The organism is Pseudomonas fluorescens (assembly GCF_019212185.1).
Taxonomy (GTDB): Bacteria; Pseudomonadota; Gammaproteobacteria; order Pseudomonadales; family Pseudomonadaceae; genus Aquipseudomonas.
Map to the genome: position 1 here is coordinate 2,143,031 of NZ_CP078138.1, position 22,451 is coordinate 2,165,481.

20 protein-coding genes and 5 tRNA genes are annotated in these 22,451 nt (G+C 59.0%); 18 read left to right on the top strand and 7 right to left on the bottom strand.

Features of this window, described 5'->3' with window-relative positions; all coding sequences use genetic code 11:
* Nucleotides 1-4: 4 nt before the first annotated feature.
* A complete protein-coding gene (nhaR, locus tag KW062_RS09640) occupies nt 5-904 on the bottom strand; it encodes a transcriptional activator NhaR (protein WP_027618769.1) in 900 nt (299 codons plus the stop codon).
* Between the two features lie 231 nt (nt 905-1,135).
* Between nhaR and KW062_RS09645 the strand changes: the two genes are divergently transcribed.
* Together KW062_RS09645 and KW062_RS09650 are read left to right on the top strand one after the other, a co-directional pair.
* Nucleotides 1,136-1,387: a hypothetical protein gene (locus tag KW062_RS09645; RefSeq protein ID WP_105755352.1), complete on the top strand. Its 252-nt coding sequence runs from the start codon at nt 1,136-1,138 to the stop codon at nt 1,385-1,387.
* Nucleotides 1,388-1,415: 28 nt separating this feature from the next.
* The gene (locus KW062_RS09650) at nt 1,416-2,165 is read left to right on the top strand and encodes a TerC family protein (RefSeq protein ID WP_027618771.1); all 750 of its coding nucleotides are present in this window, start codon (nt 1,416-1,418) and stop codon (nt 2,163-2,165) included.
* A 67-nt stretch (nt 2,166-2,232) separates the two neighbouring features.
* Here KW062_RS09650 and KW062_RS28850 read toward each other — a convergent pair whose 3' ends face one another.
* Nucleotides 2,233-2,436, bottom strand: a complete 204-nt coding sequence (locus KW062_RS28850) for a hypothetical protein (RefSeq protein ID WP_081786357.1) — start codon at nt 2,434-2,436, stop codon at nt 2,233-2,235.
* Between the two features lie 177 nt (nt 2,437-2,613).
* Here KW062_RS28850 and KW062_RS09655 point away from each other — a divergent pair, with 177 nt between their 5' ends.
* On the top strand, nt 2,614-3,288 hold the full coding sequence (locus KW062_RS09655; RefSeq protein ID WP_027618772.1) for a peptidase C39 family protein: 675 nt from the start codon (nt 2,614-2,616) through the stop codon (nt 3,286-3,288).
* Between the two features lie 39 nt (nt 3,289-3,327).
* Here KW062_RS09655 and pbpG read toward each other — a convergent pair whose 3' ends face one another.
* Both pbpG and folD read right to left on the bottom strand, forming a co-directional pair.
* Complete coding sequence (gene pbpG, locus KW062_RS09660; protein WP_027618773.1) at nt 3,328-4,266, bottom strand: D-alanyl-D-alanine endopeptidase; 939 nt, start codon at nt 4,264-4,266, stop codon at nt 3,328-3,330.
* Between the two features lie 237 nt (nt 4,267-4,503).
* Nucleotides 4,504-5,358: a bifunctional methylenetetrahydrofolate dehydrogenase/methenyltetrahydrofolate cyclohydrolase FolD gene (folD, locus tag KW062_RS09665; protein ID WP_027618774.1), complete on the bottom strand. Its 855-nt coding sequence runs from the start codon at nt 5,356-5,358 to the stop codon at nt 4,504-4,506.
* 276 nt (nt 5,359-5,634) lie between these two features.
* Here folD and KW062_RS09670 point away from each other — a divergent pair.
* The 13 genes from KW062_RS09670 to KW062_RS09730 all read left to right on the top strand — a co-directional run bounded on the left by KW062_RS09670 (nt 5,635) and on the right by KW062_RS09730 (nt 16,400).
* Nucleotides 5,635-5,711, top strand: a tRNA-Arg gene (locus tag KW062_RS09670).
* Nucleotides 5,712-5,743: 32 nt separating this feature from the next.
* A tRNA-His gene (locus KW062_RS09675) sits at nt 5,744-5,819 on the top strand.
* Nucleotides 5,820-5,877: 58 nt separating this feature from the next.
* Nucleotides 5,878-5,962, top strand: a tRNA-Leu gene (locus tag KW062_RS09680).
* 78 nt (nt 5,963-6,040) lie between these two features.
* Nucleotides 6,041-6,116: transfer RNA gene (locus KW062_RS09685), tRNA-His, on the top strand.
* A 402-nt stretch (nt 6,117-6,518) separates the two neighbouring features.
* Complete coding sequence (gene tig, locus KW062_RS09690; RefSeq protein WP_027618775.1) at nt 6,519-7,829, top strand: trigger factor; 1,311 nt, start codon at nt 6,519-6,521, stop codon at nt 7,827-7,829.
* Nucleotides 7,830-7,921: 92 nt separating this feature from the next.
* The gene (gene clpP / locus KW062_RS09695) at nt 7,922-8,557 is read left to right on the top strand and encodes an ATP-dependent Clp endopeptidase proteolytic subunit ClpP (protein WP_027618776.1); all 636 of its coding nucleotides are present in this window, start codon (nt 7,922-7,924) and stop codon (nt 8,555-8,557) included.
* A gap of 112 nt (nt 8,558-8,669) precedes the next feature.
* Nucleotides 8,670-9,953, top strand: a complete 1,284-nt coding sequence (clpX, locus tag KW062_RS09700) for an ATP-dependent Clp protease ATP-binding subunit ClpX (RefSeq protein ID WP_027618777.1) — start codon at nt 8,670-8,672, stop codon at nt 9,951-9,953.
* A gap of 198 nt (nt 9,954-10,151) precedes the next feature.
* The gene (gene lon, locus KW062_RS09705; RefSeq protein ID WP_027618778.1) at nt 10,152-12,548 is read left to right on the top strand and encodes an endopeptidase La; all 2,397 of its coding nucleotides are present in this window, start codon (nt 10,152-10,154) and stop codon (nt 12,546-12,548) included.
* A gap of 147 nt (nt 12,549-12,695) precedes the next feature.
* Nucleotides 12,696-12,968, top strand: coding sequence for an HU family DNA-binding protein (locus KW062_RS09710; protein WP_002552737.1), 273 nt, complete (start codon nt 12,696-12,698; stop codon nt 12,966-12,968).
* Nucleotides 12,969-13,021: 53 nt separating this feature from the next.
* Nucleotides 13,022-13,098: transfer RNA gene (locus tag KW062_RS09715), tRNA-Asn, on the top strand.
* 102 nt (nt 13,099-13,200) lie between these two features.
* A complete protein-coding gene (locus KW062_RS09720; protein ID WP_105755351.1) occupies nt 13,201-15,060 on the top strand; it encodes a SurA N-terminal domain-containing protein in 1,860 nt (619 codons plus the stop codon).
* 191 nt (nt 15,061-15,251) lie between these two features.
* Nucleotides 15,252-16,103: a DUF2242 domain-containing protein gene (locus KW062_RS09725; protein WP_105755350.1), complete on the top strand. Its 852-nt coding sequence runs from the start codon at nt 15,252-15,254 to the stop codon at nt 16,101-16,103.
* Nucleotides 16,104-16,253: 150 nt separating this feature from the next.
* Entirely contained in the window at nt 16,254-16,400 is a 147-nt protein-coding gene (locus KW062_RS09730; protein WP_177433270.1) for a hypothetical protein, read from the top strand.
* Between the two features lie 6 nt (nt 16,401-16,406).
* Here the strand turns inward: KW062_RS09730 and KW062_RS09735 are convergent, their stop codons facing one another.
* Together KW062_RS09735 and KW062_RS09740 are read right to left on the bottom strand one after the other, a co-directional pair.
* The gene (locus tag KW062_RS09735; RefSeq protein ID WP_105755349.1) at nt 16,407-17,447 is read right to left on the bottom strand and encodes an AraC family transcriptional regulator; all 1,041 of its coding nucleotides are present in this window, start codon (nt 17,445-17,447) and stop codon (nt 16,407-16,409) included.
* A gap of 3 nt (nt 17,448-17,450) precedes the next feature.
* Nucleotides 17,451-18,581, bottom strand: coding sequence for a nitrilase-related carbon-nitrogen hydrolase (locus tag KW062_RS09740; protein WP_027618782.1), 1,131 nt, complete (start codon nt 18,579-18,581; stop codon nt 17,451-17,453).
* 211 nt (nt 18,582-18,792) lie between these two features.
* Between KW062_RS09740 and KW062_RS09745 the strand changes: the two genes are divergently transcribed.
* Together KW062_RS09745 and KW062_RS09750 are read left to right on the top strand one after the other, a co-directional pair.
* On the top strand, nt 18,793-20,832 hold the full coding sequence (locus KW062_RS09745; protein WP_105755348.1) for an NADPH-dependent 2,4-dienoyl-CoA reductase: 2,040 nt from the start codon (nt 18,793-18,795) through the stop codon (nt 20,830-20,832).
* Nucleotides 20,833-20,905: 73 nt separating this feature from the next.
* Nucleotides 20,906-21,823: a 1-aminocyclopropane-1-carboxylate deaminase/D-cysteine desulfhydrase gene (locus tag KW062_RS09750; protein ID WP_105755347.1), complete on the top strand. Its 918-nt coding sequence runs from the start codon at nt 20,906-20,908 to the stop codon at nt 21,821-21,823.
* Here KW062_RS09750 and KW062_RS09755 read toward each other — a convergent pair.
* Nucleotides 21,820-22,368, bottom strand: coding sequence for a cytochrome b (locus KW062_RS09755; RefSeq protein ID WP_105755346.1), 549 nt, complete (start codon nt 22,366-22,368; stop codon nt 21,820-21,822). The genes KW062_RS09750 and KW062_RS09755 overlap by 4 nt on opposite strands.
* Between the last annotated feature and the right edge of the window lie 83 nt (nt 22,369-22,451).

The following is a 22,451-nucleotide window of genomic DNA, read 5'->3' on the forward strand; positions in this document are numbered from 1 at the left end:
TCTCTTAAATGTGGGTAAAGAGTTCGCGACGGGCGCCTTCGGTAATCGCCACGATGCCGGGGTGCTTGACCTTGCGTTCCACTGAAATCGCGTAGAACGACTCCATGACAGCGTCGGTCTGGCCGATCAATTCCACGCCGTACTGGCGCCGCACTTCATCGGCGATCACGCTGGGGCCGATGAAAATCCCGCTGCCGGATTGGCCGAAGGCCTGCATCAGGGCGCTGTCATCGAATTCGCCGACGATGCGCGGCTGGATTTTCTGCTCGGCGAACCAGCGTTGCAGGCGACTGCGGACCACGGTTTCCTGACCGGGAATCAACAGTGGGGCGCCATGCAGGCAATAGGGGAAATCGCTACCGTGGCGTCGCGCAAGCTCGGCGGTGGCAAAAAAACTGATCCCGCATTCGCCGAGTTTCTGGCTGTAGCCTTTGATGTCCAAGTGCGAAGGCATCGGGCTGTCGGAGATCACCAGGTCCAGGCGCTGGATCGCCAGGTCGGCCAGCAGCCGTTCGAGTTTGTCCTCACGACAGGTGATGCGCAGCGGTTCGCTCAAGTCCATGGTCGGCGCGATCAGCCGATAGACAATGGACTTGGGCACCACATCGGCGACTCCTACCCGAAAGACGATCTGTTGCTCATTGGGCTGGGCCCGCAGCAATGCCTCCAGTTCGCCACCCAACTGAAACATCTGCTCGGCGTAGGGCAGGGTCTGGCGGCCGGCCTCGGTGAGTTCCAGCTGCCGGCCGACGCGGCGAAATAACTCGATGCCGTAGGTTTGTTCGAGCAGGCTGATTTGGCCGCTGATGGTTTGCGGTGTCAGGTTCAGTTGCTCACAGGCGCGCACGATGCTGCCGGTCTTGGCCACAACCCAGAAATAGTGCAGTTGTCGATAGTTGAGCATGGCGTTCGTCTATTCGTAAAAACCGAAGTATAACCGCTGAAAATACGAATTTTCCTGAAGTGTTGGTCTGCTTAGAATGTTTCGCTATGTGTGACGGAGTAAACCTGTGGGAGCGGGCTTGCCCGGGATGAATGCGCTACAAATTTCAAGTAGTGCACGTCATCGTTCTTCGCGGGCAAGGCCGCTCCCATAAAGCCATCGCTAACTGATCTCCGATCTGACGAGGAAAGTATGAATTCATTTAAATCCCTGGCCGGCGCATCCTTGCTGGCTATCTCCGCTCTGTTGCTGACCGGCTGCGACCAGGCAGAAAAGAGCGCCCAGCAGTTAATGGGTAAAGCCGCCGAATCCGCCAAGCAGGCGATTGACGATACTCACAAAGCCGCGGAGCAGGCCTTGAGCGACGCCACCGGCAACATCATCGGCAAAAAAGAAAGCGACGCTGATGACGAGAAAGCAGACAGTTCTTCGCAAGAAATCTAATCGCCCAACACCGAGTCAGGACTGACCCATGGATTACCTGTTACAGCTTGCTGCAAGCCCCACCGCCTGGGTCGCCCTGGCGACCTTGATCGTCATGGAAATCGTGCTGGGTATCGATAACCTGATCTTTATTTCGATCCTCACCAACAAACTGCCTGAACAGCACCGTGCCAAAGCACGGCGGATCGGCATCAGCATGGCGCTAATATTGCGTTTGGGCCTGCTGAGCACCATCGCCTTTATCGTGCAACTGACGGCGCCGGTGTTTGAAGTGTTCGGTCACGCGTTCTCGTGGAAGGACATGATCCTGATCGCCGGTGGTCTGTTCCTGTTGTGGAAGGCCACGACCGAAATTCACCACAGCATGGACCCGTCGCCCGAGGATCCGACCTCGAAAACCTCGACCGTTACCCTGGGCTTTGCCGCCGCTATCGGGCAGATCCTGATGCTCGACCTGGTGTTCTCCATCGACAGCATCATTACAGCTGTGGGCATGACCGAGCACTTGCCGATCATGATCATCGCGGTGCTCGTGTCGGTGCTGGTGATGTTGTTGGCGGCTGAACCCTTGGCCAAGTTCATCAATGACAACCCGACCGTGGTGATGCTGGCCCTGGGCTTCCTGATCATGATCGGCATGACGTTGATTGCCGAAGGTTTCGGTGCTCACGTGCCTAAAGGCTACGTCTATGCGGCCATGGCCTTCTCGGCAGCGATCGAAGTGTTGAACATGCTGTCGCGTCGGGCCCGGCAGAAGCGGGCGCTTGAACAGGCCTAATCACTGAAGGGGGCAAACAGGACGGTCGTCTGCATCGAAAGGTGCAGGCGACCGTTTTGCGTTGGGGCTAATGAACCGAAGCGTGGGGTGGGGCAGGCTCTTCGCTGGCGGCCGGAGGCTCGGGCGTGCGGTACGCCGGATGGTGCCGCCGGGTGATACGCATCACTCCCCACAGCATCGCCGCGGCAACGGCTAGCCATCCCGCTATCAGCATCACGATAATCGTCGTCAGGCTCATTAATGCCTCCTCTTTGCCCTGTGTCGGGCACACACTTCTCGCAGGTCTCAGTCTAGCTGCTGGACGGTGACAGACTATTGACCAATAGTCGTGAGTCACCAATGAGTTTGCTCTATCAGCGTCAGACAACTGCCGTTTCAGGCTATAGCGCTGCTATCATCCTGCCCAAGCCGGGACGCTGAACGCCTGGAACCTGGACAAGTGAGTGATATGTTGCCGCTACTTCCTCGATTTCGCTTTGCCCTGCTGGCTGCGGCCTGCGCCCTGAGCCTGGCCGGCTGTGCCGGCAGCGTACAACCTGAAATCAAGCGCCTGCCCGAGCGTGTCGAGCTCAGCGGCAGGTTCTACCGTGGGGACGCCTATCAGGGTGGACCGCAAACCCTGGCCAGCGTTCTATCGCAACAGGGGGTGGTGATCACCCCGGGATTGCTGGAAAAGCCGTTGCACTTGCCGGGCGCCGAAGCGCAGTTGCAGCAGAACATGCAGCAACTGGCGCGCGAGTACGGGATGGTGGTCTATCCGCTGGACAGTACTCTGCCAGCATTGCTGACTCAGGTGGCGGCAGGCTATCCGGTGTGGCTGCGTTACAGCGACGGCTCGGCCTTTTGGAAGACGCCACGCTACGCGCTGTTGGCCGGTTACAATCGACAGAAGCAGACCGTGCTGCTGCGTTCGGGCCTGGAAAAACGCGTGCTGATGAACTTTAAATCGTTCGAGTCGGCCTTTCTCGACGCGGGAGGCTGGGCGGTGCTGGTGCAGGCGCCTGATCAGATACCGGCCAAGGTCGATCGTCAGCGCTGGTTGAATGCCGCCAGCGAACTCAACCGCGCTGGACAGGAGCGGGCGGCCAACCGGGCAGTTCAGGCATTGAATAGCCAGCCATGAAGAACGGCGCCCTCGGGCGCCGTTCTCGTTACTGCAGGATTATTCCGCGGTTTGCGCCACGCCGGTTTGCCGGGCCTTGAGGTTCTTGTCAGCCTTGTACTGTAAGGCCACCGCCGGCACCGTGCTGCTCTTTCCGGTTTCGACCCACTGACGGATCCGGCTGGCATCGGCAAAGTGCGTGTATTTGCCGAAGGCGTCGAGAATCACCAGCGACACCGGACGATCGGCCATGCGGGTGACCAGCACCAGGCAATGACCTGCCTGGTTGGTGAAGCCGGTCTTGGTCAGCTGGATATCCCAGTTGTCCTTGCGTACCAGGTGGTCGGTGTTGTGGAAACCCAGGGTGTAGTTGGGCTTGCGGAACGCCACGGTCTTTTCCTTGGTGGTGCTCAACTCGCTCAGCATCGGGTACTTGCGTGCCGCCTGCAGCAGCTTGCTGAGGTCGCGCGCGGTAGAGACGTTGCTGGTCGACAGACCGGTCGGCTCGACATAGTGGGTGCTGGTCATGCCCAACGCCTTGGCCTTGGCGTTCATCGCCGCAATAAAGGCCGCGTAGCCGCCCGGATAGTGATGGGCCAGGCTGGCAGCGGCGCGGTTTTCCGAGGACATCAGGGTGATCAGCAGCATTTCCTTGCGCGGCAGTTCACTGTTGAGCTTGACCCGAGAGAACACGCCCTTCATTTCCGGGGTGTCGCTGATCGACACGGAAATGTACTCATCCATGTTCTGTTTGGCCTCGAGCACCACCAGGCCGGTCATCAGCTTGGTGACCGAGGCGATCGGCACCACCACGTCAGGGTTGCTGGCATAGATGATCTTGTTGGTCTGCAGGTCGATCAACATGGCACTGCCGGAGGCAATGTGCAGGTTCGAGGTGTCGCGGGGTGCTTCGGTGGTTTCACGAGCGTCGACGCTCGGCGTGAGGAGGCTGCCTGAAAATGCAAAAAAGAGACTCAGGATAGAAAGACGGATTTTCACGCGAGTAGACTCGAAAGATGTGGGTATGCCGTTTTGCAACGGGCTTTTTCCGAAAAAGCGTTACATTTTATGAGCGTAGCTGAGGAACTGTCGAATGTTCTTCGGGGAGCGGGGCAAAGCCCTTGTTTTCGGGTAGAAAACAGCAATTTTCGACGACGAGCCGACAGTCGGCATTGAAACGCAAAACCCCGCCAGAGGGGCGGGGTTTCGGGAGCTGCCTTGGCTTAATCCTGAGGATTATCCGTGCAGGGTTTCTGCTGCGTACAGGGTGTTTTCCAGCAGGCAGGCGCGGGTCATGGGGCCGACACCACCCGGTACCGGAGTGATCCAGCCAGCACGGGGCAGGGCGGTTTCGTAGATCACGTCGCCAACCAGTTTGCCATCGTCCTGTCGGTTGATACCGACGTCGATGACAATTGCACCTTCCTTGATCCACTCACCCTTGACCAGGCCCGGCTTGCCGGCGGCCACCACCACCAGATCGGCGCGGCCAACGTGACCGGCCAGGTCCTTGGTGAAGCGGTGGGTGACGGTTACGGTGCAACCGGCCAGCAACAGTTCCATGGCCATCGGCCGACCGACGATGTTCGAGGCGCCTACGACCACGGCGTCCATTCCGTACAAATCGACGCCGGTGCTTTCCAGCAGGGTCATGATGCCCTTGGGTGTGCAGGGGCGCAGCAGCGGGATGCGCTGGGCCAGGCGGCCGACGTTATAAGGGTGGAAACCGTCGACGTCTTTATCCGGGCGGATGCGCTCCAGCAATTTGGAAGCGTCGAGGTGCTCGGGCAGTGGCAATTGCAGGAGCACGCCGTCGATGTTCGGGTCTTCGTTGAGACGATCGATCAGGTCGGTCAGGGCTTGCTGGCTGGTGTCAGCAGGCAGGTCATAGGCTTGGGAGAGGAAGCCGACCTCTTCACAGTCTTTACGCTTGTGCGAGACATAAACCTGAGAGGCGGGATCGCTGCCGACCAGGATCACCGCGAGGCCGGGAGTGCGCAGGCCTTGCTGGCGACGCTCGGCAACTCGTTTGGCGATCTGCTGGCGCAGGCTGGCGGCGATCGATTTGCCGTCGATTAGTTGTGCAGTCATTGCGCGTGATTAACCATCGAGAGGGGGAAGAAAAGAGTGCGTATTCTCGCATGCCGTGGCGTGAGGGCAAAGGCGCTTGGTCTGCAAATTCCCCTAAGCCCTTTAATTAAATGAATTTTTCTTAAAAAGCATTTGACGACCTGCGGAGCTCTCTATACTATTCGTCGCACTTGTCGGGCACAGCCTAGCACTGGTTAAGAAGGTTGAGCGGAATCACGGTTCTGCAAAGCTGGAAAGCATTTAGTTTGTAGTCCTCCAAGAGTACAGATTAATAAGGCGCCCGTAGCTCAGCTGGATAGAGCATCCGCCTTCTAAGCGGATGGTCGCAGGTTCGAGTCCTGCCGGGTGCGCCATTAGGCAGCTTTGGCACAAGTAACGCGATATGGTGGGCGTAGCTCAGTTGGTAGAGCACGGGATTGTGACTCCCGTTGTCGTGGGTTCGATCCCCATCGTCCACCCCATATTTCGAAAGGCGCCAGATGTAACAGTCTGGCGCCTTTGCTTTAAAGGCTTCAACTCGCGGATGTGGTGGAATTGGTAGACACACTGGATTTAGGTTCCAGCGCCGCGAGGCGTAAGAGTTCGAGTCTCTTCATCCGCACCAAATAAAGCTTTATACATGCCGGCAGGCGCGTTTGAAGCTCGACGAAGAAGTGATTTGGCTTCTTGGTCACGCAATATGGTGGGCGTAGCTCAGTTGGTAGAGCACGGGATTGTGACTCCCGTTGTCGTGGGTTCGATCCCCATCGTCCACCCCATATTTCGAAAGGCGCCAGATTTAACAGTCTGGCGCCTTTTTTGTTTTTCGCGGGTGCGAATTCCGCGGCCGCCGGTTTCGGGTCGCTGGGGCGGGGCGATTCGTCGTATTTATGTTACGCGATGATGCCGCGCCGCCCGCCGGTCTTGCTTGCGGGGTCGGCAGCCAGGGGGATGTGCGCAGCGCTCTTCTATATAAGGAAGGGTTGGTGCAGAGCCTTGGCGTGATTGCTTGTATTTGTCATTGGGGTGAGGTGTATCCGTGCATTCGCCCCTGTAAATTTCCTGCTGCTGTTTTACCCGTTTTCAGTAGGGTGACTTCTTGAGTTTGACCCACTAGAATGCATGCCCTTGATTCTGGGGTCGGAAACGGCCGGCTAACGTCTGTGCAACGAGGAATATCCATGCAAGTTTCTGTTGAAAATACTTCTGCTCTTGAGCGCCGCATGAGCATCACCGTGCCAGCTGAGCGCATTGAGACTCAAGTCAACAAGCGTCTGCAGCAGACTGCCCAAAAGGCCAAGATTGCAGGCTTCCGTCCTGGCAAAGTGCCAATGAGCGTGATCCGTCAGCGTTACGAAGCTGATGCGCGCCAGGAAGCAGTAGGCGACGTCATCCAGGCTTCTTTCTACGAAGCCGTTGTCGAGCAAAAGCTGAACCCGGCTGGTTCGCCTTCGATCGAGCCAAAATCCCTGGAAGCAGGCAAGGACCTGGAATACGTAGCCGTATTCGAAGTGTTCCCTGAGTTCACCGTTGCCGGTTTTGAAGGCATCAACGTTGAGCGCCTGAGCGCTGACGTATCGGACGCCGATCTGGACAAGATGCTGGACATCCTGCGCAAGCAGAACGTTCGTTACGAAGCAGTTGATCGTGCTGCCCAGGACGAAGACCAACTGAACATCGACTTCGTTGGCAAGGTTGACGGCGAAGTATTCGCTGGCGGTTCCGCCAAGGGCACCCAGCTGGTTCTGGGTTCCGGCCGCATGATCCCTGGTTTCGAAGAAGGCCTGGTTGGCGCCAAGGCTGGCGAAGAGCGTGTTCTGAACCTGACCTTCCCGGAAAACTACCAGAACCTGGACCTGGCTAACAAAGCAGCCGAGTTCACCGTGACCGTCAACTCGGTTTCCGAGCCTAAGCTGCCAGAGCTGACCGAAGAGTTCTTCGCCCAGTTCGGCATCAAGGAGTCGGGCATTGACGGTTTCCGCGCCGAAGTTCGCAAGAACATGGAGCGTGAGCTGCGTCAGGCGATCAAATCCAAGGTCAAGAATCAGGTAATGGACGGCCTGCTGGCTGCCAACCCGATCGAAGTGCCAAAGGCTCTGCTGGACAACGAAGTGAACCGTCTGCGCGTGCAGGCTGTTCAACAGTTCGGTGGCAACATCAAGCCTGACCAACTGCCGGCCGAGCTGTTCGAAGAACAAGCCAAACGTCGCGTAGTGCTGGGCCTGGTCGTGGCTGAAGTGGTCAAGCAGTTCGACCTCAAGCCTGACGAAACCCGCGTTCGCGAGCTGATCCAGGAAATGGCTTCGGCCTACCAGGAGCCAGAGCAAGTTGTGTCCTGGTACTACAAAAACGAGCAGCAGCTGAACGAAGTCCGTTCGGTTGTGCTGGAAGAGCAAGTTGTGGATACTGTTCTGCAGAAAGCTAGCGTGACCGACAAATCGGTCTCTTACGAAGAAGCGGTCAAGCCGGTAGAAGCTCCACAAGCCGACTGATTGTTTTTGCGTTAGAAGCACACACCATAAGCCAGCTTTCGAGCTGGCTTATGCGTATTCAAGACATAACTATTTGGGAGTGACTGCAGAGCATGTTCCGTAATTCGTATATTCAGCAGAACTCTGATATCCAGGCCGCTGGCGGCCTGGTCCCGATGGTTGTCGAGCAGTCTGCTCGTGGCGAACGCGCCTATGACATCTATTCGCGCCTGCTCAAGGAGCGAGTGATCTTTCTGGTTGGCCCGGTAGAGGACTACATGGCCAACCTGATCTGTGCGCAACTGCTGTTCCTTGAAGCGGAAAACCCGGACAAGGACATCCATCTCTATATCAACTCCCCGGGCGGTTCGGTGACGGCGGGCATGTCGATCTACGACACCATGCAGTTCATCAAGCCAAATGTGTCGACCACCTGTATCGGTCAGGCGTGCAGCATGGGCGCATTCCTGCTGACAGCCGGTGCCGAGGGCAAGCGTTTCTGTCTGCCAAACTCGCGCGTGATGATTCACCAGCCGCTGGGCGGTTTCCAGGGTCAGGCCTCGGATATCGAAATCCATGCCAAGGAAATCCTCTTCATCCGCGAGCGTCTCAACACGCTGATGGCCAAGCACAGCGGCCGCACTCTGGAAGAAATCGAGCGCGATACCAACCGCGACAACTTCATGAGTGCAGAAGCCGCGCGTGACTACGGCCTGATCGACGAAGTGATCACCCAGCGCCCCGCGTAATTCAAGCAGCGCAAAACAGGCATGATCGGCGAGTCCGATCACCGGCGGGCTTGAAAAAGCCCGCAATAGCCTTCATCTTGTGTTGCAAGCCTATCGGATTTGGATCGAACGAATGACTGACACCCGCAACGGCGAGGACAACGGCAAGCTGCTCTATTGCTCCTTCTGTGGCAAAAGCCAGCATGAAGTGCGCAAATTGATTGCCGGCCCCTCGGTCTTTATCTGCGACGAGTGCGTCGACCTGTGCAATGACATCATCCGCGAGGAGGTGCAGGAAGCACAGGCAGAGAGCAGCGCGCATAAATTGCCTTCGCCTAAAGAAATCAGCGGCATCCTTGACCAGTATGTAATTGGTCAGGAACGTGCCAAAAAGATTCTGGCCGTAGCGGTGTACAACCACTACAAGCGCTTGAACCAGCGTGACAAAAAGAACGACGACGTCGAACTCGGCAAGAGCAACATCCTGCTGATCGGCCCGACAGGCTCGGGTAAGACTCTGCTTGCCGAAACCCTGGCCCGCTTGCTGAACGTTCCGTTCACCATCGCCGACGCAACCACCCTCACCGAGGCTGGCTACGTGGGTGAGGACGTCGAGAACATCATTCAGAAGCTGCTGCAGAAATGCGATTACGACGTGGAAAAAGCCCAGATGGGCATTGTCTACATCGATGAAATCGACAAGATTTCGCGCAAGTCCGACAACCCGTCGATCACCCGTGACGTTTCCGGTGAAGGCGTGCAGCAGGCCCTGCTCAAGTTGATCGAAGGCACGGTCGCTTCCGTTCCGCCTCAAGGTGGTCGCAAGCATCCGCAGCAGGAGTTCCTGCAGGTCGACACCCGTAACATCCTGTTCATCTGCGGCGGTGCGTTCTCCGGCTTGGAAAAGGTTATCCAAAACCGTTCCACCAAAGGCGGCATCGGCTTCAACGCAGAAGTTCGCAGCAAGGAAGAAGGCAAGAAAGTCGGTGAATCCCTGCGTGAAGTCGAGCCTGACGATCTGGTCAAGTTCGGTCTGATCCCGGAATTCGTCGGTCGTCTGCCGGTGCTGGCGACGCTGGACGAGCTCGACGAGGCTGCGCTGATGCAGATCCTCACCGAGCCGAAAAATGCTCTGACCAAACAGTATGCCAAGCTGTTCGAGATGGAAGGCGTAGACCTGGAATTCCGCGCCGATGCGCTGAAATCGGTCGCCAAGCGTGCCCTGGAACGCAAAACCGGTGCTCGCGGATTGCGCTCGATCCTCGAAGGCGTTCTGCTCGACACAATGTACGAAATCCCCTCGCAGTCCGAGGTGAGTAAAGTTGTGATCGACGAAAGCGTTATAGAAGGCAAGTCCAAGCCACTGTATATCTATGAAAACAGTGAGCCGACTGCCAAGGCAGCGCCAGACGCGTAAGCGTCGCACTGGCGGTTTAAAGAAGGGGCCTTCGGGCCCCTTTGCTTTTATGGGGAATCGGCAAGGTTTCAGTGCGCTTTCACACGATCTTTGCCGTGCTTACGTTATCCGCTTGTTTTTTTCGAAAGCAGCCCCCATCTTGGCTTCAAGCTTAATTCCATCTGTTTCCGGCCGTACGGCCGCCGTAGAGGCGAAATCATGAAGACAACCATCGAATTGCCTCTCCTGCCATTGCGTGATGTCGTGGTGTATCCGCACATGGTTATCCCGCTGTTCGTGGGGCGCGAGAAGTCTATCGAAGCCCTCGAGGCCGCGATGACGGGCGACAAGCAGATCCTCCTGCTGGCCCAGAGAAACCCTGCTGACGACGATCCCGGCGAAGACGCACTCTACCGGGTCGGCACGATTGCCACTGTGCTGCAACTGCTGAAGCTGCCTGATGGCACCGTCAAGGTGCTGGTCGAGGGCGAGCAGCGTGGTGCTGTCGAACGTTTCATGGAAGTGGACGGCCATTGCCGTGCCGAAGTTTCGCTGATCGACGAAGTCGACGCGCCTGAGCGCGAGTCGGAAGTGTTCGTCCGCACATTGCTGTCGCAGTTCGAACAATACGTTCAACTGGGCAAGAAAGTCCCCGCCGAAGTCCTGTCGTCGCTCAACAGCATCGATGAGCCGAGCCGCCTGGTCGACACCATGGCTGCGCACATGGCGCTGAAGATCGAACAGAAGCAGGAAATCCTCGAGATCCTCGATCTGTCGGCCCGTGTCGAGCACGTGTTGGCCCTGCTGGATGCCGAAATCGACCTGCTGCAGGTTGAAAAGCGCATTCGCGGTCGGGTTAAGAAACAAATGGAGCGCAGTCAGCGCGAGTACTACCTGAATGAGCAGATGAAGGCCATTCAGAAAGAGCTGGGCGACAGCGAAGAAGGCCACAACGAAGTCGAAGAGCTGAAAAAGCGCATCGATGCTGCGGGCCTGCCCAAGGATGCTCTGGCTAAGGCTACGGCTGAGCTGAACAAGCTCAAGCAGATGTCGCCGATGTCTGCCGAAGCCACGGTGGTGCGCTCCTACCTGGACTGGCTGGTACAGGTGCCGTGGAAAGCCCAGAGCAAGGTACGTCTGGACCTGGCCCGTGCCGAAGACATTCTCGACGCCGACCACTATGGTCTGGAAGAAGTCAAAGAGCGGATCCTCGAATACCTCGCCGTGCAAAAGCGCGTGAAGAAGATTCGCGGCCCTGTGCTGTGCCTGGTCGGTCCTCCTGGCGTGGGTAAAACCTCCCTGGCGGAGTCGATTGCCAATGCCACCAACCGCAAATTCGTACGTATGGCCCTGGGCGGCGTGCGTGACGAGGCGGAAATCCGTGGCCATCGGCGTACTTACATCGGTTCGATGCCAGGAAGATTGATTCAAAAGATGACGAAAGTGGGCGTGCGCAACCCGCTGTTCCTGCTCGATGAAATCGACAAGATGGGCAGCGACATGCGTGGTGACCCGGCGTCGGCATTGCTGGAAGTGCTCGACCCCGAGCAGAACCACAATTTCAACGATCACTACCTGGAAGTCGACTACGACCTGTCCGACGTGATGTTCCTCTGCACCTCGAACTCGATGAACATTCCGCCAGCGTTGCTGGACCGGATGGAAGTGATTCGCCTGCCGGGTTACACCGAAGACGAAAAGATCAACATCGCCGTCAAATACCTTTCGCCGAAGCAGATTCAAGCCAACGGCCTGAAAAAAGGCGAGCTGGAGTTTGAAGTCGAGGCGATCCGCGACATCATTCGCTACTACACTCGCGAGGCCGGTGTGCGTGGGCTGGAGCGCCAGATTGCCAAGGTTTGCCGCAAGACGGTCAAGGAACATGCACTGGAAAAACGCTTCGCGGTGAAGGTGTCGGCGGACATGCTCGAGCACTTCCTCGGCGTGCGCAAATTCCGTTATGGTCTGGCCGAGCAACAGGATCAGGTGGGTCAAGTGACTGGTCTGGCCTGGACACAGGTCGGCGGCGAGTTGCTGACGATTGAAGCCGCCGTGGTACCGGGCAAGGGTCAACTGATCAAGACCGGCTCGCTGGGCGATGTGATGGTCGAGTCGATCACTGCCGCGCAAACCGTCGTGCGTAGCCGGGCGAAGAGCCTGGGGATCCCTCTGGACTTCCACGAGAAGCGCGACACCCACATCCACATGCCGGAAGGGGCGACTCCCAAAGATGGCCCTAGTGCCGGTATAGGCATGTGCACGGCCCTGGTTTCGGCCCTGACCGGCATTCCGGTACGTGCCGACGTGGCCATGACCGGTGAGATCACCTTGCGTGGCCAGGTGCTGGCCATTGGTGGTCTCAAGGAAAAACTGCTGGCGGCTCATCGCGGCGGGATCAAGACAGTGATCATTCCCGAAGAGAACGTGCGAGATTTGAAGGAGATTCCCGACAATATCAAGCGGGATCTGCAGATTAAACCGGTTAAATGGATTGACGAGGTCCTGCAAATTGCGCTGCAATACGCGCCGGAGCCCTTGCCCGATGTGGCTCCGGAGATAGTTGCGAAGGATGAAAAGCGAGAGTCTGACTCTAAGGAAAGAATTAGCACGCATTAATACGTATTAGCCTGGGGGGCTTCCTTGACAGCTTTTTAGAGCCCTTGTTATAAAGCGGCTCTTTAGTGCCTGTAGGCCATTCAGCACTGGTTTTTGCTTTTACCAAAAAACTTAGAATCATCTCATATAGATATAAGGGGACTTAGAGTGAACAAGTCGGAACTGATTGATGCTATCGCTGCATCCGCTGATATCCCGAAAGCTGCTGCTGGCCGTGCGCTGGACGCAGTAATCGAATCCGTCACTGGCGCTCTCAAGGCCGGCGACTCTGTAGTTCTGGTAGGTTTCGGTACTTTCTCCGTGACCGATCGTCCAGCTCGCATCGGTCGTAACCCACAGACCGGCAAGACTCTGGAAATCGCAGCTGCCAAAAAGCCAGGTTTCAAAGCCGGTAAAGCACTGAAAGAAGCGGTTAACTAAGCTTCAGTCGGTTTTTTGCCTATCCGGGTCGGGGTCATTCCTGACTTGGCAGCGGAGCGGTAGTTCGGTTGGTCAGAATACCCACCGATTACGCGGGGGTCGCGGGTTCGAGCCCTCGTCCGCTCCGCCAGTTACGAGAAGGCGCATCCTCGGATGCGCCTTTCTTCTATCCGGATTCTACCCACGCTCCACGGTTGCCTAATTTTGAAGTTCAACCGTTTCTGGGGGACGCATGCTGCAGAATATCAGGGACAATTCACAAGGCTGGATTGCCAAGACTATTATTGGGGTCATCGTTGCACTGATGGCCCTGACCGGTTTCGACGCCATTTTCCAGGCCACCACGCATAAAAACGACGTGGCCAAGGTCAATGGTGAAGAAATCAGCCAGAACGAGCTGAGCCAGGCGGTCGACATGCAACGTCGCCAGCTCATGCAACAGTTGGGCAAGGACTTCGATGCTTCCTTGCTCGACGAAAAAATGCTGCGTGATTCAGCGCTCAAGGGCCTGATCGATCGCAAACTGCTGCTGCAGGGCGCCCACGACTCCAAGTTCGCTTTCTCCGAAGCTGCGTTGGACCAAGTGATCCTGATGACCCCTGAGTTCCAGGTTGATGGCAAGTTCAGCCCTGAGCGTTTCGACCAGGTGATTCGTCAGTTGGGCTATAGCCGCATGCAATTCCGCCAGATGCTGGCTCAGGAAATGCTGATCGGCCAACTGCGTGCTGGCCTGGCAGGCAGTGGCTTTGTAACCGATGCCCAGGTGCTGGCATTTGCCCGTCTGGAAAAACAGACCCGCGATTTCGCTACCCTGAACGTCAAGGCCGACCCGGCCGCGGTGAAACTCACCGACGAAGAGGTCAAGGCTTACTACGACGAACACGCCAAGGAATTCATGACCCCGGATCAGGTGGTCATTGATTACCTCGAGCTGAAAAAGTCGTCGTTCTTTGATCAGGTTGCAGTGAAAGACGAAGAGTTGCAGGACGCCTATCAGAAAGAAATCGCCAACCTGGCCGAACAACGCCGGGCTGCGCACATTCTGATTGAAGTCAACGACAAGGTCAGCGAGGCGCAAGCCAAGGCCAAGATCGAAGACGTGCAGGCGCGCCTGGCTAAAGGCGAAAGCTTCGAGGCCCTGGCCAAGGAGTTCTCCCAGGATCCGGGTTCGGCTGCCAATGGCGGTGACCTCGGTTATGCAGGTCCAGGCGTCTACGATCCGGCCTTTGAAACCGCGCTGTACGCGCTGAACAAAGACCAGGTCTCGGCACCGGTTCGCTCCAGTTTCGGTTATCACCTGATCAAGCTGTTGGGTGTGGAAGCGCCAGAAGTGCCGAGTTTTGCCAGCCTGAAAGACAAGCTGACTCGTGAAGCGAAAACCCAACAGGTCGAGCAGCGTTTTGTCGAAGCGACCAAGCAACTGGAAGACTCGTCGTTCGAAGCCTCCGACCTGGCCCAGCCGGCTGCCGATCTGAAGCTGACCGTCCACACCAGCGCGCCATTTGGCCGCGAAGGTGGTGAAGGTGTTGCCGCCAACCGTGCAGTGATCACGGCGGCGTTCAGCCCGGAAGTGCTGGATGAAGGCGCTAACAGTGGGGCGATCGAGCTGGATCCGGAAACCGTGATCGTGCTGCGTGCCAAGGAGCACCGCAAGCCAGAGCAACTGCCGCTGGCCAGCGTTGATACCGCTATCCGCGCGCAACTGATCAAGGAGCACGCCAGTGCCGCGGCCAAGGCCAAGGCGGATGAGCTGGTTGCCAGCCTGCGCGACGGCAAGACCGCCCCGGGCAGCCTGAGCTGGAAAGTCACCGAAGCGGCCACCCGTGGCCAGGAAGGCGTCGATCCGACCGTGCTGCAGGCCTTGTTCCGCATGCCCAAGCCTGCTGCCAAGGACAAACCGACCTTCAGCAGCGTGACCCTGCCGGACGGCAGCCTGGTGATCGTGCGCCTCAACGGTGTCAACGAAGCCGCGGCGCCAACCGATGCAGAGAAAGCCGAGTACCGTCGCTACCTCGCCTCGCGCGTCGGTCAGCAGGACTTTGCGGCATACCGCAAGCAGTTGGAAAGCCAGGCAGACGTCAAGCATTACTGATGCCTGACTGACGCGCTGTGTTGTCAACGAAAACCCCGGCCATCTCGTCGGGGTTTTTGTTTTATTGCCCATACAGGCGACTTTTTTCAGCAATTGATGGTCAGTAGACTGTCGCCCGTGCAAGACACGCGCCCCGTCAGCCGGCGATCTGTTGCACAATACGCCCCGGATCGTTTTCATCAGGATGTTCAATGTTCACATCATTTCCTCTGCGTGCCGCCGGACTGGCGCTGATGCTGGCAGCCATGGCCGGTTGCTCCAAGGACCAGGCCATCTATGAGCATGAGAACTTCGATGATTCCGGGACGTTTTCGCGCAAATACCCGGTGACCGACACGGCATCCTGCGAGGCGGCACGCCGTGCATTGCTGAGCCAGGGCTACATCATCACCAGCTCCGATCCGAAATTGATCAGCGGGCACAAGAGCTTCCAGCAGACCGGCGACACGCACATGGAGATCAGCTTCAGCGTGGTCTGCGCCGAAGACAGCAGCCATCATGCGACGATGTTTGCCAATGCCCTGCAGGATCGCTACGCGCTGAAGAAGACCAACAACTCGGCCAGCCTGGGGGTTGGCGTTTTGGGGTCGGTGTCGATGCCGATCGGTTCGTCCGATGATTCGATGGTCAAGGTTGCCAGTGAAACCGTAACCGCGGCCAAGTTCTACGAGCGCTTCTTTGCCCTGGTCGAAGTCTTTCTGCCGCCTGAAGTGAAGAAAGCTGCGCACATCAGCGAAAAACCCCAGACCGACCTCGGCGTGCCGGAGCCCAAGGCGGCGCCTGTGGTGCCGGCATCGACGCCGCCAGCCGCTGAGCCCGCCCCGATCGAAGCGGCTCCAGTGATCCCGGCAGCCGCAGAGCCGGTCGCACCTACGGTGTCCGAACCGGTTGCGCCACCGCCCGAGGCGGCGCCGATCACTCCCGACAGCAAAGTTGAAACCACGCCAGAAGCGGCTCCCGAAGTGATCACCGCGCCGAGCAACCCGGAGTCCTTGCCGCCGCCCTCCGAGCCGATTCCGGCCTTGCCGGCCTCGGGCCTGTAACCGGCGGTTCGCGACCTGCCTCGGCAACCTTGACGGCGGTCAAAATCTGCCGAGTCAACCCCGTGATAAATTCCCCAGTGCCTGCTACGTTTTTATAAGTAGCAGGCGCCACTGCGTACTGACGTCATTTTTCTTTCACGCTGGCACTTTATGCTGCCGATGCAGGTCAGTATTTTAACGCGTATCAACGGGATTCAGGAGAAGGGTGCTATGGACGATTATCAGGAAGAGCTGCTCGAATATCAGGCTTTCGAACTCGACCCGCTGGAGCCAGCGGACGACGCCACCGAGTTGTAACCGCGGTTATGCCGATTGCCGGTGACTGCGGCGAAACTCACCCGGCGTCTGGCTGTTCCAGCGTTTGAAGGCGCGCTGAAAAGCTTCAGCCGAGGCAAACCCCAGCAGGTAGGCGATTTCGCCGAACGCCAGTTCCGTGTCGCGGATATAGGTCATTGCCAGGTCGCGGCGAGTGTCGTTGAGAATCGCGCGAAATTGCGTACCTTCTTCGGCGAGCTTGCGGCGCAAGGTCCAGGTGGGCAGCTTCAGGCGTGCCGCCACTTCTTCCAGGTCGGGTTCCCGACCGCCATTGAGCAATGGCCCCAGTAACGAAGTAATGCGCTCGCGCAGGGTGCGAGTACGGGTCATCTGCTCCAGTTCTCGCTCGCACAAGTTCAGCAACAGGCGCCAGGTGCTCGGGCAATGGGCAGGATTGCGCTGGGCCAGGCTGTCCTGGCTGAGGCGCAATTGGTTATGTTCAGCGCCGAACTGCAAGGCGCAATCACCGAGCAGGGCGTAATCCCCATGGTAATCAGGCTGTGGAAACTCGATCTCAACGCGCTCGGCGCGCAAGGGCGCGTCGCTGATGCTGGACAGCTGATGCAGCCAACTGGCAATGACCGAGTCCACTACAAAGCGGTTGTAGGTGTTGTAGGGACTGATCGAATAGAACCGCAGCCAGGCGCCACAGGTGTCTTCGTGGAAGCTCGATTGGCCCCGATAGTTGGAACCGTACAGGGCTTCGAAGCGACTGATGCAGCGGGCTGCTTCACGCACCGTGGGGGCCTGGGCGGCGGTGACGCCGGCCAGGCCGAGTTGATTCAGACGGCTGAGCTGGCCCATGCGCAGGCCCAGTGCCGGATTACCGGTCAACTGGATCGCGGCATGGCCCAGGCGCATATAGCGCGGTATCGATAACCGAGCCCCCGGTTCTGCCAGGCGGGCGGCATCCAGGCCGTACTGTTCGAGCAGGGGTTGTGGGTCGAGGCCATGGCTGCGTACCGCATCTGCCAGGCTGTGGATGAAGCCCACGGACAGGTCGCCAAGGCGCATGGGCAATGGCTTCATGGCTTACAACCAGAGGTTCAGCAGGCGCGCTCCACGCGCCTCGCCGTCGGCGAAATGCTGGCCATTGCTGCTGAGGAAACTCTGGCCGGCATTGCCCCGATCCCAGAACTGCCCGCGCAGGAACACGCTGATCCCGGCGCGGGCCTGGCTGATGGGTTGCTGACTGGTGAGCGTCAGGCGATGCCAGGCCTGGCCCTCGCTGAGTTCGCCGGGTTTGAGACTGATTTCACTCGGCGTCGATGGCCCCTGATAGCCACGCCAGGGTTTGTCCCAGGTGCCGCGACCGCTGACAAACGCCGGCACGGCGATCAGCGTGGCGCCTTGTTCGTTGAGCATGCGGTAATTGCCGGGGTACCAACTGTCATTGCCGATCAATATGCCCAGGCGTCCGGCAGGGGTGTCGACGACCGTCAGTGTCTGCTCGGCGTCGGCCTGGATAAATGTTCGCTCTTCGACACTCGGGCTTATCTGGCGCTGCGGCTGGCCCAGTGGCAAACCATCGCGACCAAACACCAGGCTGGCGTTGTACAACGGCCCGCGGCCGATCTTCAGGCTACCGTCTTCGACCCTTGGCTCAGGCAGAACAATACTGCCCGCCACCAGCGTCACCTGGAACTCCCGGGCCAGGCCGCCGAACAGGGCCTGATACTGCCGGGCCATGTTCTTTGCCTTCATCCGCAGGTGAGCGTCAGCCACACGACTGTCGCCCTTGGCCGTCACCCAGGCGCGCAGGAATGGCAGCGGATTGCTCGCTGCCAACCAATTCATGGCTTCGTCAAAGGTGGCGGCCTGATACAACTCATCCTTTTCGCCGCTGACCATCAACCAGGTGCCGACATGCTCCGGCAGTACCACCACGGTCTTCGCATTGAGCAGGCCGAGATCACGAGCTTGTTGCAGATAGGCAGCGAGCTTGCGGTGCAGGCGCTCGGGGCTTTGATAGTCAGTGGGGAACAGTTGGGGCTGGATGCCCAAGAGATTGCCACGGTCACCCGGCACCCCCTGGTCGACCGCAAGCTGGATGCGCAGGTCAGACAGATAGTGACCCGCCGGGCGTTCGGTGGTCCACATGGCATAGCTGGTGATAACGGCGACCAGGGCCATGGACAGGGTCAGGTACAAAAGTTTGCGCATGGGAAAACGTCGGATCAACCGTGTGCAGGATTCGCTGACTAGGGTAGGCCTGTGGCAGATGAATGCCAAGGGCTGCTGCGCATTTGGATCAATAACTTGTCAGTTTCGGTCATTGAGCGTCGCCATGCCTGATCTTAGTCTGTGCCACATAACTGATGGACGCCCATGAGCGCCCGCACTTTTTCCGTGATTGCTCGTTGTGGAGTTTCCAATGACCGCCGCTCAATACCCGCACCTTCTGGCCCCGCTGGACCTGGGTTTTACCACGCTGCGCAACCGTACCCTGATGGGTTCGATGCACACCGGCCTTGAGGAAAAACCCGGCGGCTTCGAGCGCATGGCGGCCTATTTTGCCGAGCGCGCCCGTGGCGGCGTGGGGCTGATGATCACGGGCGGCATTGGCCCGAACGATGAGGGCGGGGTGTATTCGGGCGCGGCCAAGCTGACCACCCACGAAGAAGCGCTCAAGCATCAGATCGTCACCCGTGCCGTGCACGAGGCGGGGGGCAAGATCTGCATGCAGATCCTCCACGCCGGGCGTTATGCCTACAGCCCGAAACAGGTCGCGCCGAGCGCCATTCAGGCACCGATCAACCCGTTCAAGCCCAAGGAGCTGGACGAGGAGGGAATCGAGAAACAGATCAGCGATTTCGTCACCTGCTCGACACTGGCGCAAATAGCCGAGTATGACGGCGTCGAGATCATGGGCTCGGAAGGTTATTTCATTAACCAGTTCCTCGCCGCCCACACCAACCACCGCACTGATCGCTGGGGCGGCAGCTACGAAAACCGCATGCGCCTGCCGGTGGAAATCGTTCGTCGGGTGCGTGAAGCCACGGGTCCGAACTTCATCATCATTTTCCGCCTGTCGATGCTCGACTTGGTGGAAGGCGGCAGCACCTGGGAAGAAATCGTCCAGTTGGCCAAGGCTATCGAGCAGGCCGGGGCGACCATTATCAACACCGGCATCGGCTGGCACGAAGCGCGAATCCCGACCATCGCCACCAAGGTCCCACGCGCCGCCTTCAGCAAGGTCACGGCCAAGCTGCGCGGTTCGGTGAGCATTCCGCTGATCACCACCAACCGCATCAACACCCCGGAGGTCGCCGAGCAGATTCTCGCTGAGGGCGACGCTGACATGGTCTCCATGGCCCGGCCATTCCTCGCCGACCCCGACTTCGTCAACAAGGCTGCTGCTGGTCGCGCCGACGAAATCAACACCTGCATCGGTTGCAACCAGGCCTGCCTGGACCACACCTTCGGCGGCAAGCTGACCTCGTGCCTGGTCAACCCGCGTGCCTGTCACGAGACCGAACTCAACTACCTGGCCGTGCAGCAGATCAAGAAAATTGCCGTGGTGGGTGCCGGGCCTGCCGGTCTGGCGGCGGCAACTGTGGCGGCCGAGCGTGGGCATCAGGTGACGCTGTTCGATTCGGCCAGTGAAATCGGTGGCCAGTTCAACGTCGCCAAGCGTGTGCCGGGCAAGGAAGAGTTCTTCGAAACCCTGCGCTATTTCAACCGCAAGCTGCAGACCACCCACGTCGAGGTGTGCCTGAACACCCGGGTCGATGTGGCCCAGCTCGTGGCCGGTGGCTTTGATGAAGTGATCCTTGCCACCGGTATCGCACCGCGCACGCCAGCCATTCCTGGGGTTGAGCATGCCAAGGTGCTGAGCTACCTGGATGTGATCCTGCAGCGCAAACCGGTCGGTCAGACCGTCGCGGTGATCGGTGCTGGCGGTATCGGTTTCGACGTCAGCGAGTTCCTCGTGCACCAGGGGGTCGCCACCAGTCAGGACCGTGAGGCGTTCTGGAAGGAGTGGGGCATCGACACCCACCTTGAAGCACGCGGCGGTGTCGCCGGAATCCAGGCCCAACCCCATGCTCCGGCGCGCCAGGTGTTCCTGTTGCAGCGCAAGAAATCCAAGGTGGGTGATGGCCTGGGCAAGACCACCGGCTGGATTCACCGCACCGGGTTGAAGAACAAACAGGTGCAGATGCTCAACAGTGTCGAGTACCTGAAGATCGACGATCAGGGCCTGCACATTCGCATTGGCGAAACCGGCGAGCCGCAGGTGCTGGCGGTGGACAACATCGTGATCTGCGCCGGTCAGGACCCTTTGCGTGAGCTGCATGATGGCCTGGTGGCTGCCGGGCAGAACGTGCACTTGATCGGCGGCGCCGATGTGGCCGCAGAGCTCGATGCCAAGCGCGCCATCAACCAGGGTTCGCGCCTGGCGGCCGAGCTGTAATTCGCCGGCGGGTCGGCGAGGGGGAGAGGGAAGCTGCTAACATCCGGGCTATTTCTCCCCGAGCCGGCCACCGATGTTTCTCCCTTCTGACTGGCGACCTCACGCCCCGCTCGAACCCCTGCACCTGGATTGGCTGCGTCGTGCCGGAGTCGAGGTGGCAGTGTTGCGCCTGGACCTTATGGATCCGCTGATCAACGGCAACAAGTGGTTCAAGCTGGTCGAGCACCTCAAACTCGCCAGCGAGTCCCACGCTCAGGGCATCATCAGCCTGGGCGGCCCCTGGTCCAATCACCTGCATGCCCTGGCGGCGGCGGGTAAACGCTTTGGTTTCGCCACCGTCGGCCTGCTGCGCGGGCATCCTCAGGAAACGGCCACCGTGGCCGATTTGCAGGCCTTGGGCATGCAGCTGCATTGGTTGGGCTACGGCGGCTATCGCGCGCGGCATGCGGCGGATTTCTGGATTCCGTGGCTGACGCAGTACCCGGGTTTCCGGGCGGTGCCGGAAGGCGGTGGGGGAATCCTTGGGGCGCGGGGCTGTGGGCAGTTATTGACGCTGGTCGAGCAGCAACTGCACAGCCTGGGCTGGCATGACCACGATGGCTGGTGGCTGGCCTGTGGCACCGGCACCACGGCGGCAGGGCTGATATTGGCTGAAGGCGGGCGACGTCCGCTGTACGGGGTGCTGGCCGTGCCGGCGGATCATGGCGTGGCGCAGCAGATTACAGCGATCCTCCATGAAGGCGCGTTACCCGATAGCGGTTATGAGCTGCTTGATGGCAGTCGTGGCGGTTTTGCCAAAGTCGATCCGCAGCTTCTGGCGTTCATTGCCGAGACCGAGCTTGCCAGTGGTGTGGCGCTGGAGCCGTTGTACACCGGCAAGGCGCTGCTGGCGCTCAAACAACAGGTCGAAGGCGGGCGATTCGCCGCAGGAACGCGGCTGATTTTCGTGCACACCGGCGGCTTGCAAGGCCGCCGGGGCTTCGTGGGCTAGTTGCGCTTGGGCATCATGCGCAGCAGGGTGTTGTCGCGGTAATAGTAGTGATGGGCAATACCGGCCAAGGCGTGCAGGCCGATCAGCCAATAACCGATGGTCCCGCCCAGCACGTGCCAACCCTGCAGTTGCTTGGCCAGATCCTTGTTCTCGGACATCAGCAACGGCAAGTCGATACCGTAGAACATCACCTGATTGCCAGCGGCGCTGGTGGTCATCCAACCGAGAATCGGCATGCCGATCATGAAAACATACAGGGCGATGTGCATCAGTGTGGCCATCAGGCTTTGCCACTGCGGCGGTGCCGGGATGATTTTCGGAGCGACGCCCAGACTGCGGGCGAACAGGCGCAGCCAGACCAGCACGAATACGGTTAGACCGAGCATGAAGTGAGCTTCCTTGATCAGGGTCCGGCCACCACTGCCCTTGGGAAAGATCCCGCGCAGTTCGATGGTGGCATACACCACGACCAGCAGCACCAGCATCAACCAGTGCAGCGCGATCGAGACGGTGCTGTAGCGTGAGTCGGAGTTCTTCCAGGGCATACGGTGGTTCCTCGCTAGTCAGGTCTGAAGCGTTCCGTTCTTCTGTGACGGAGTGCTTTAACTGTAATCCTGTTTGCGCGGAT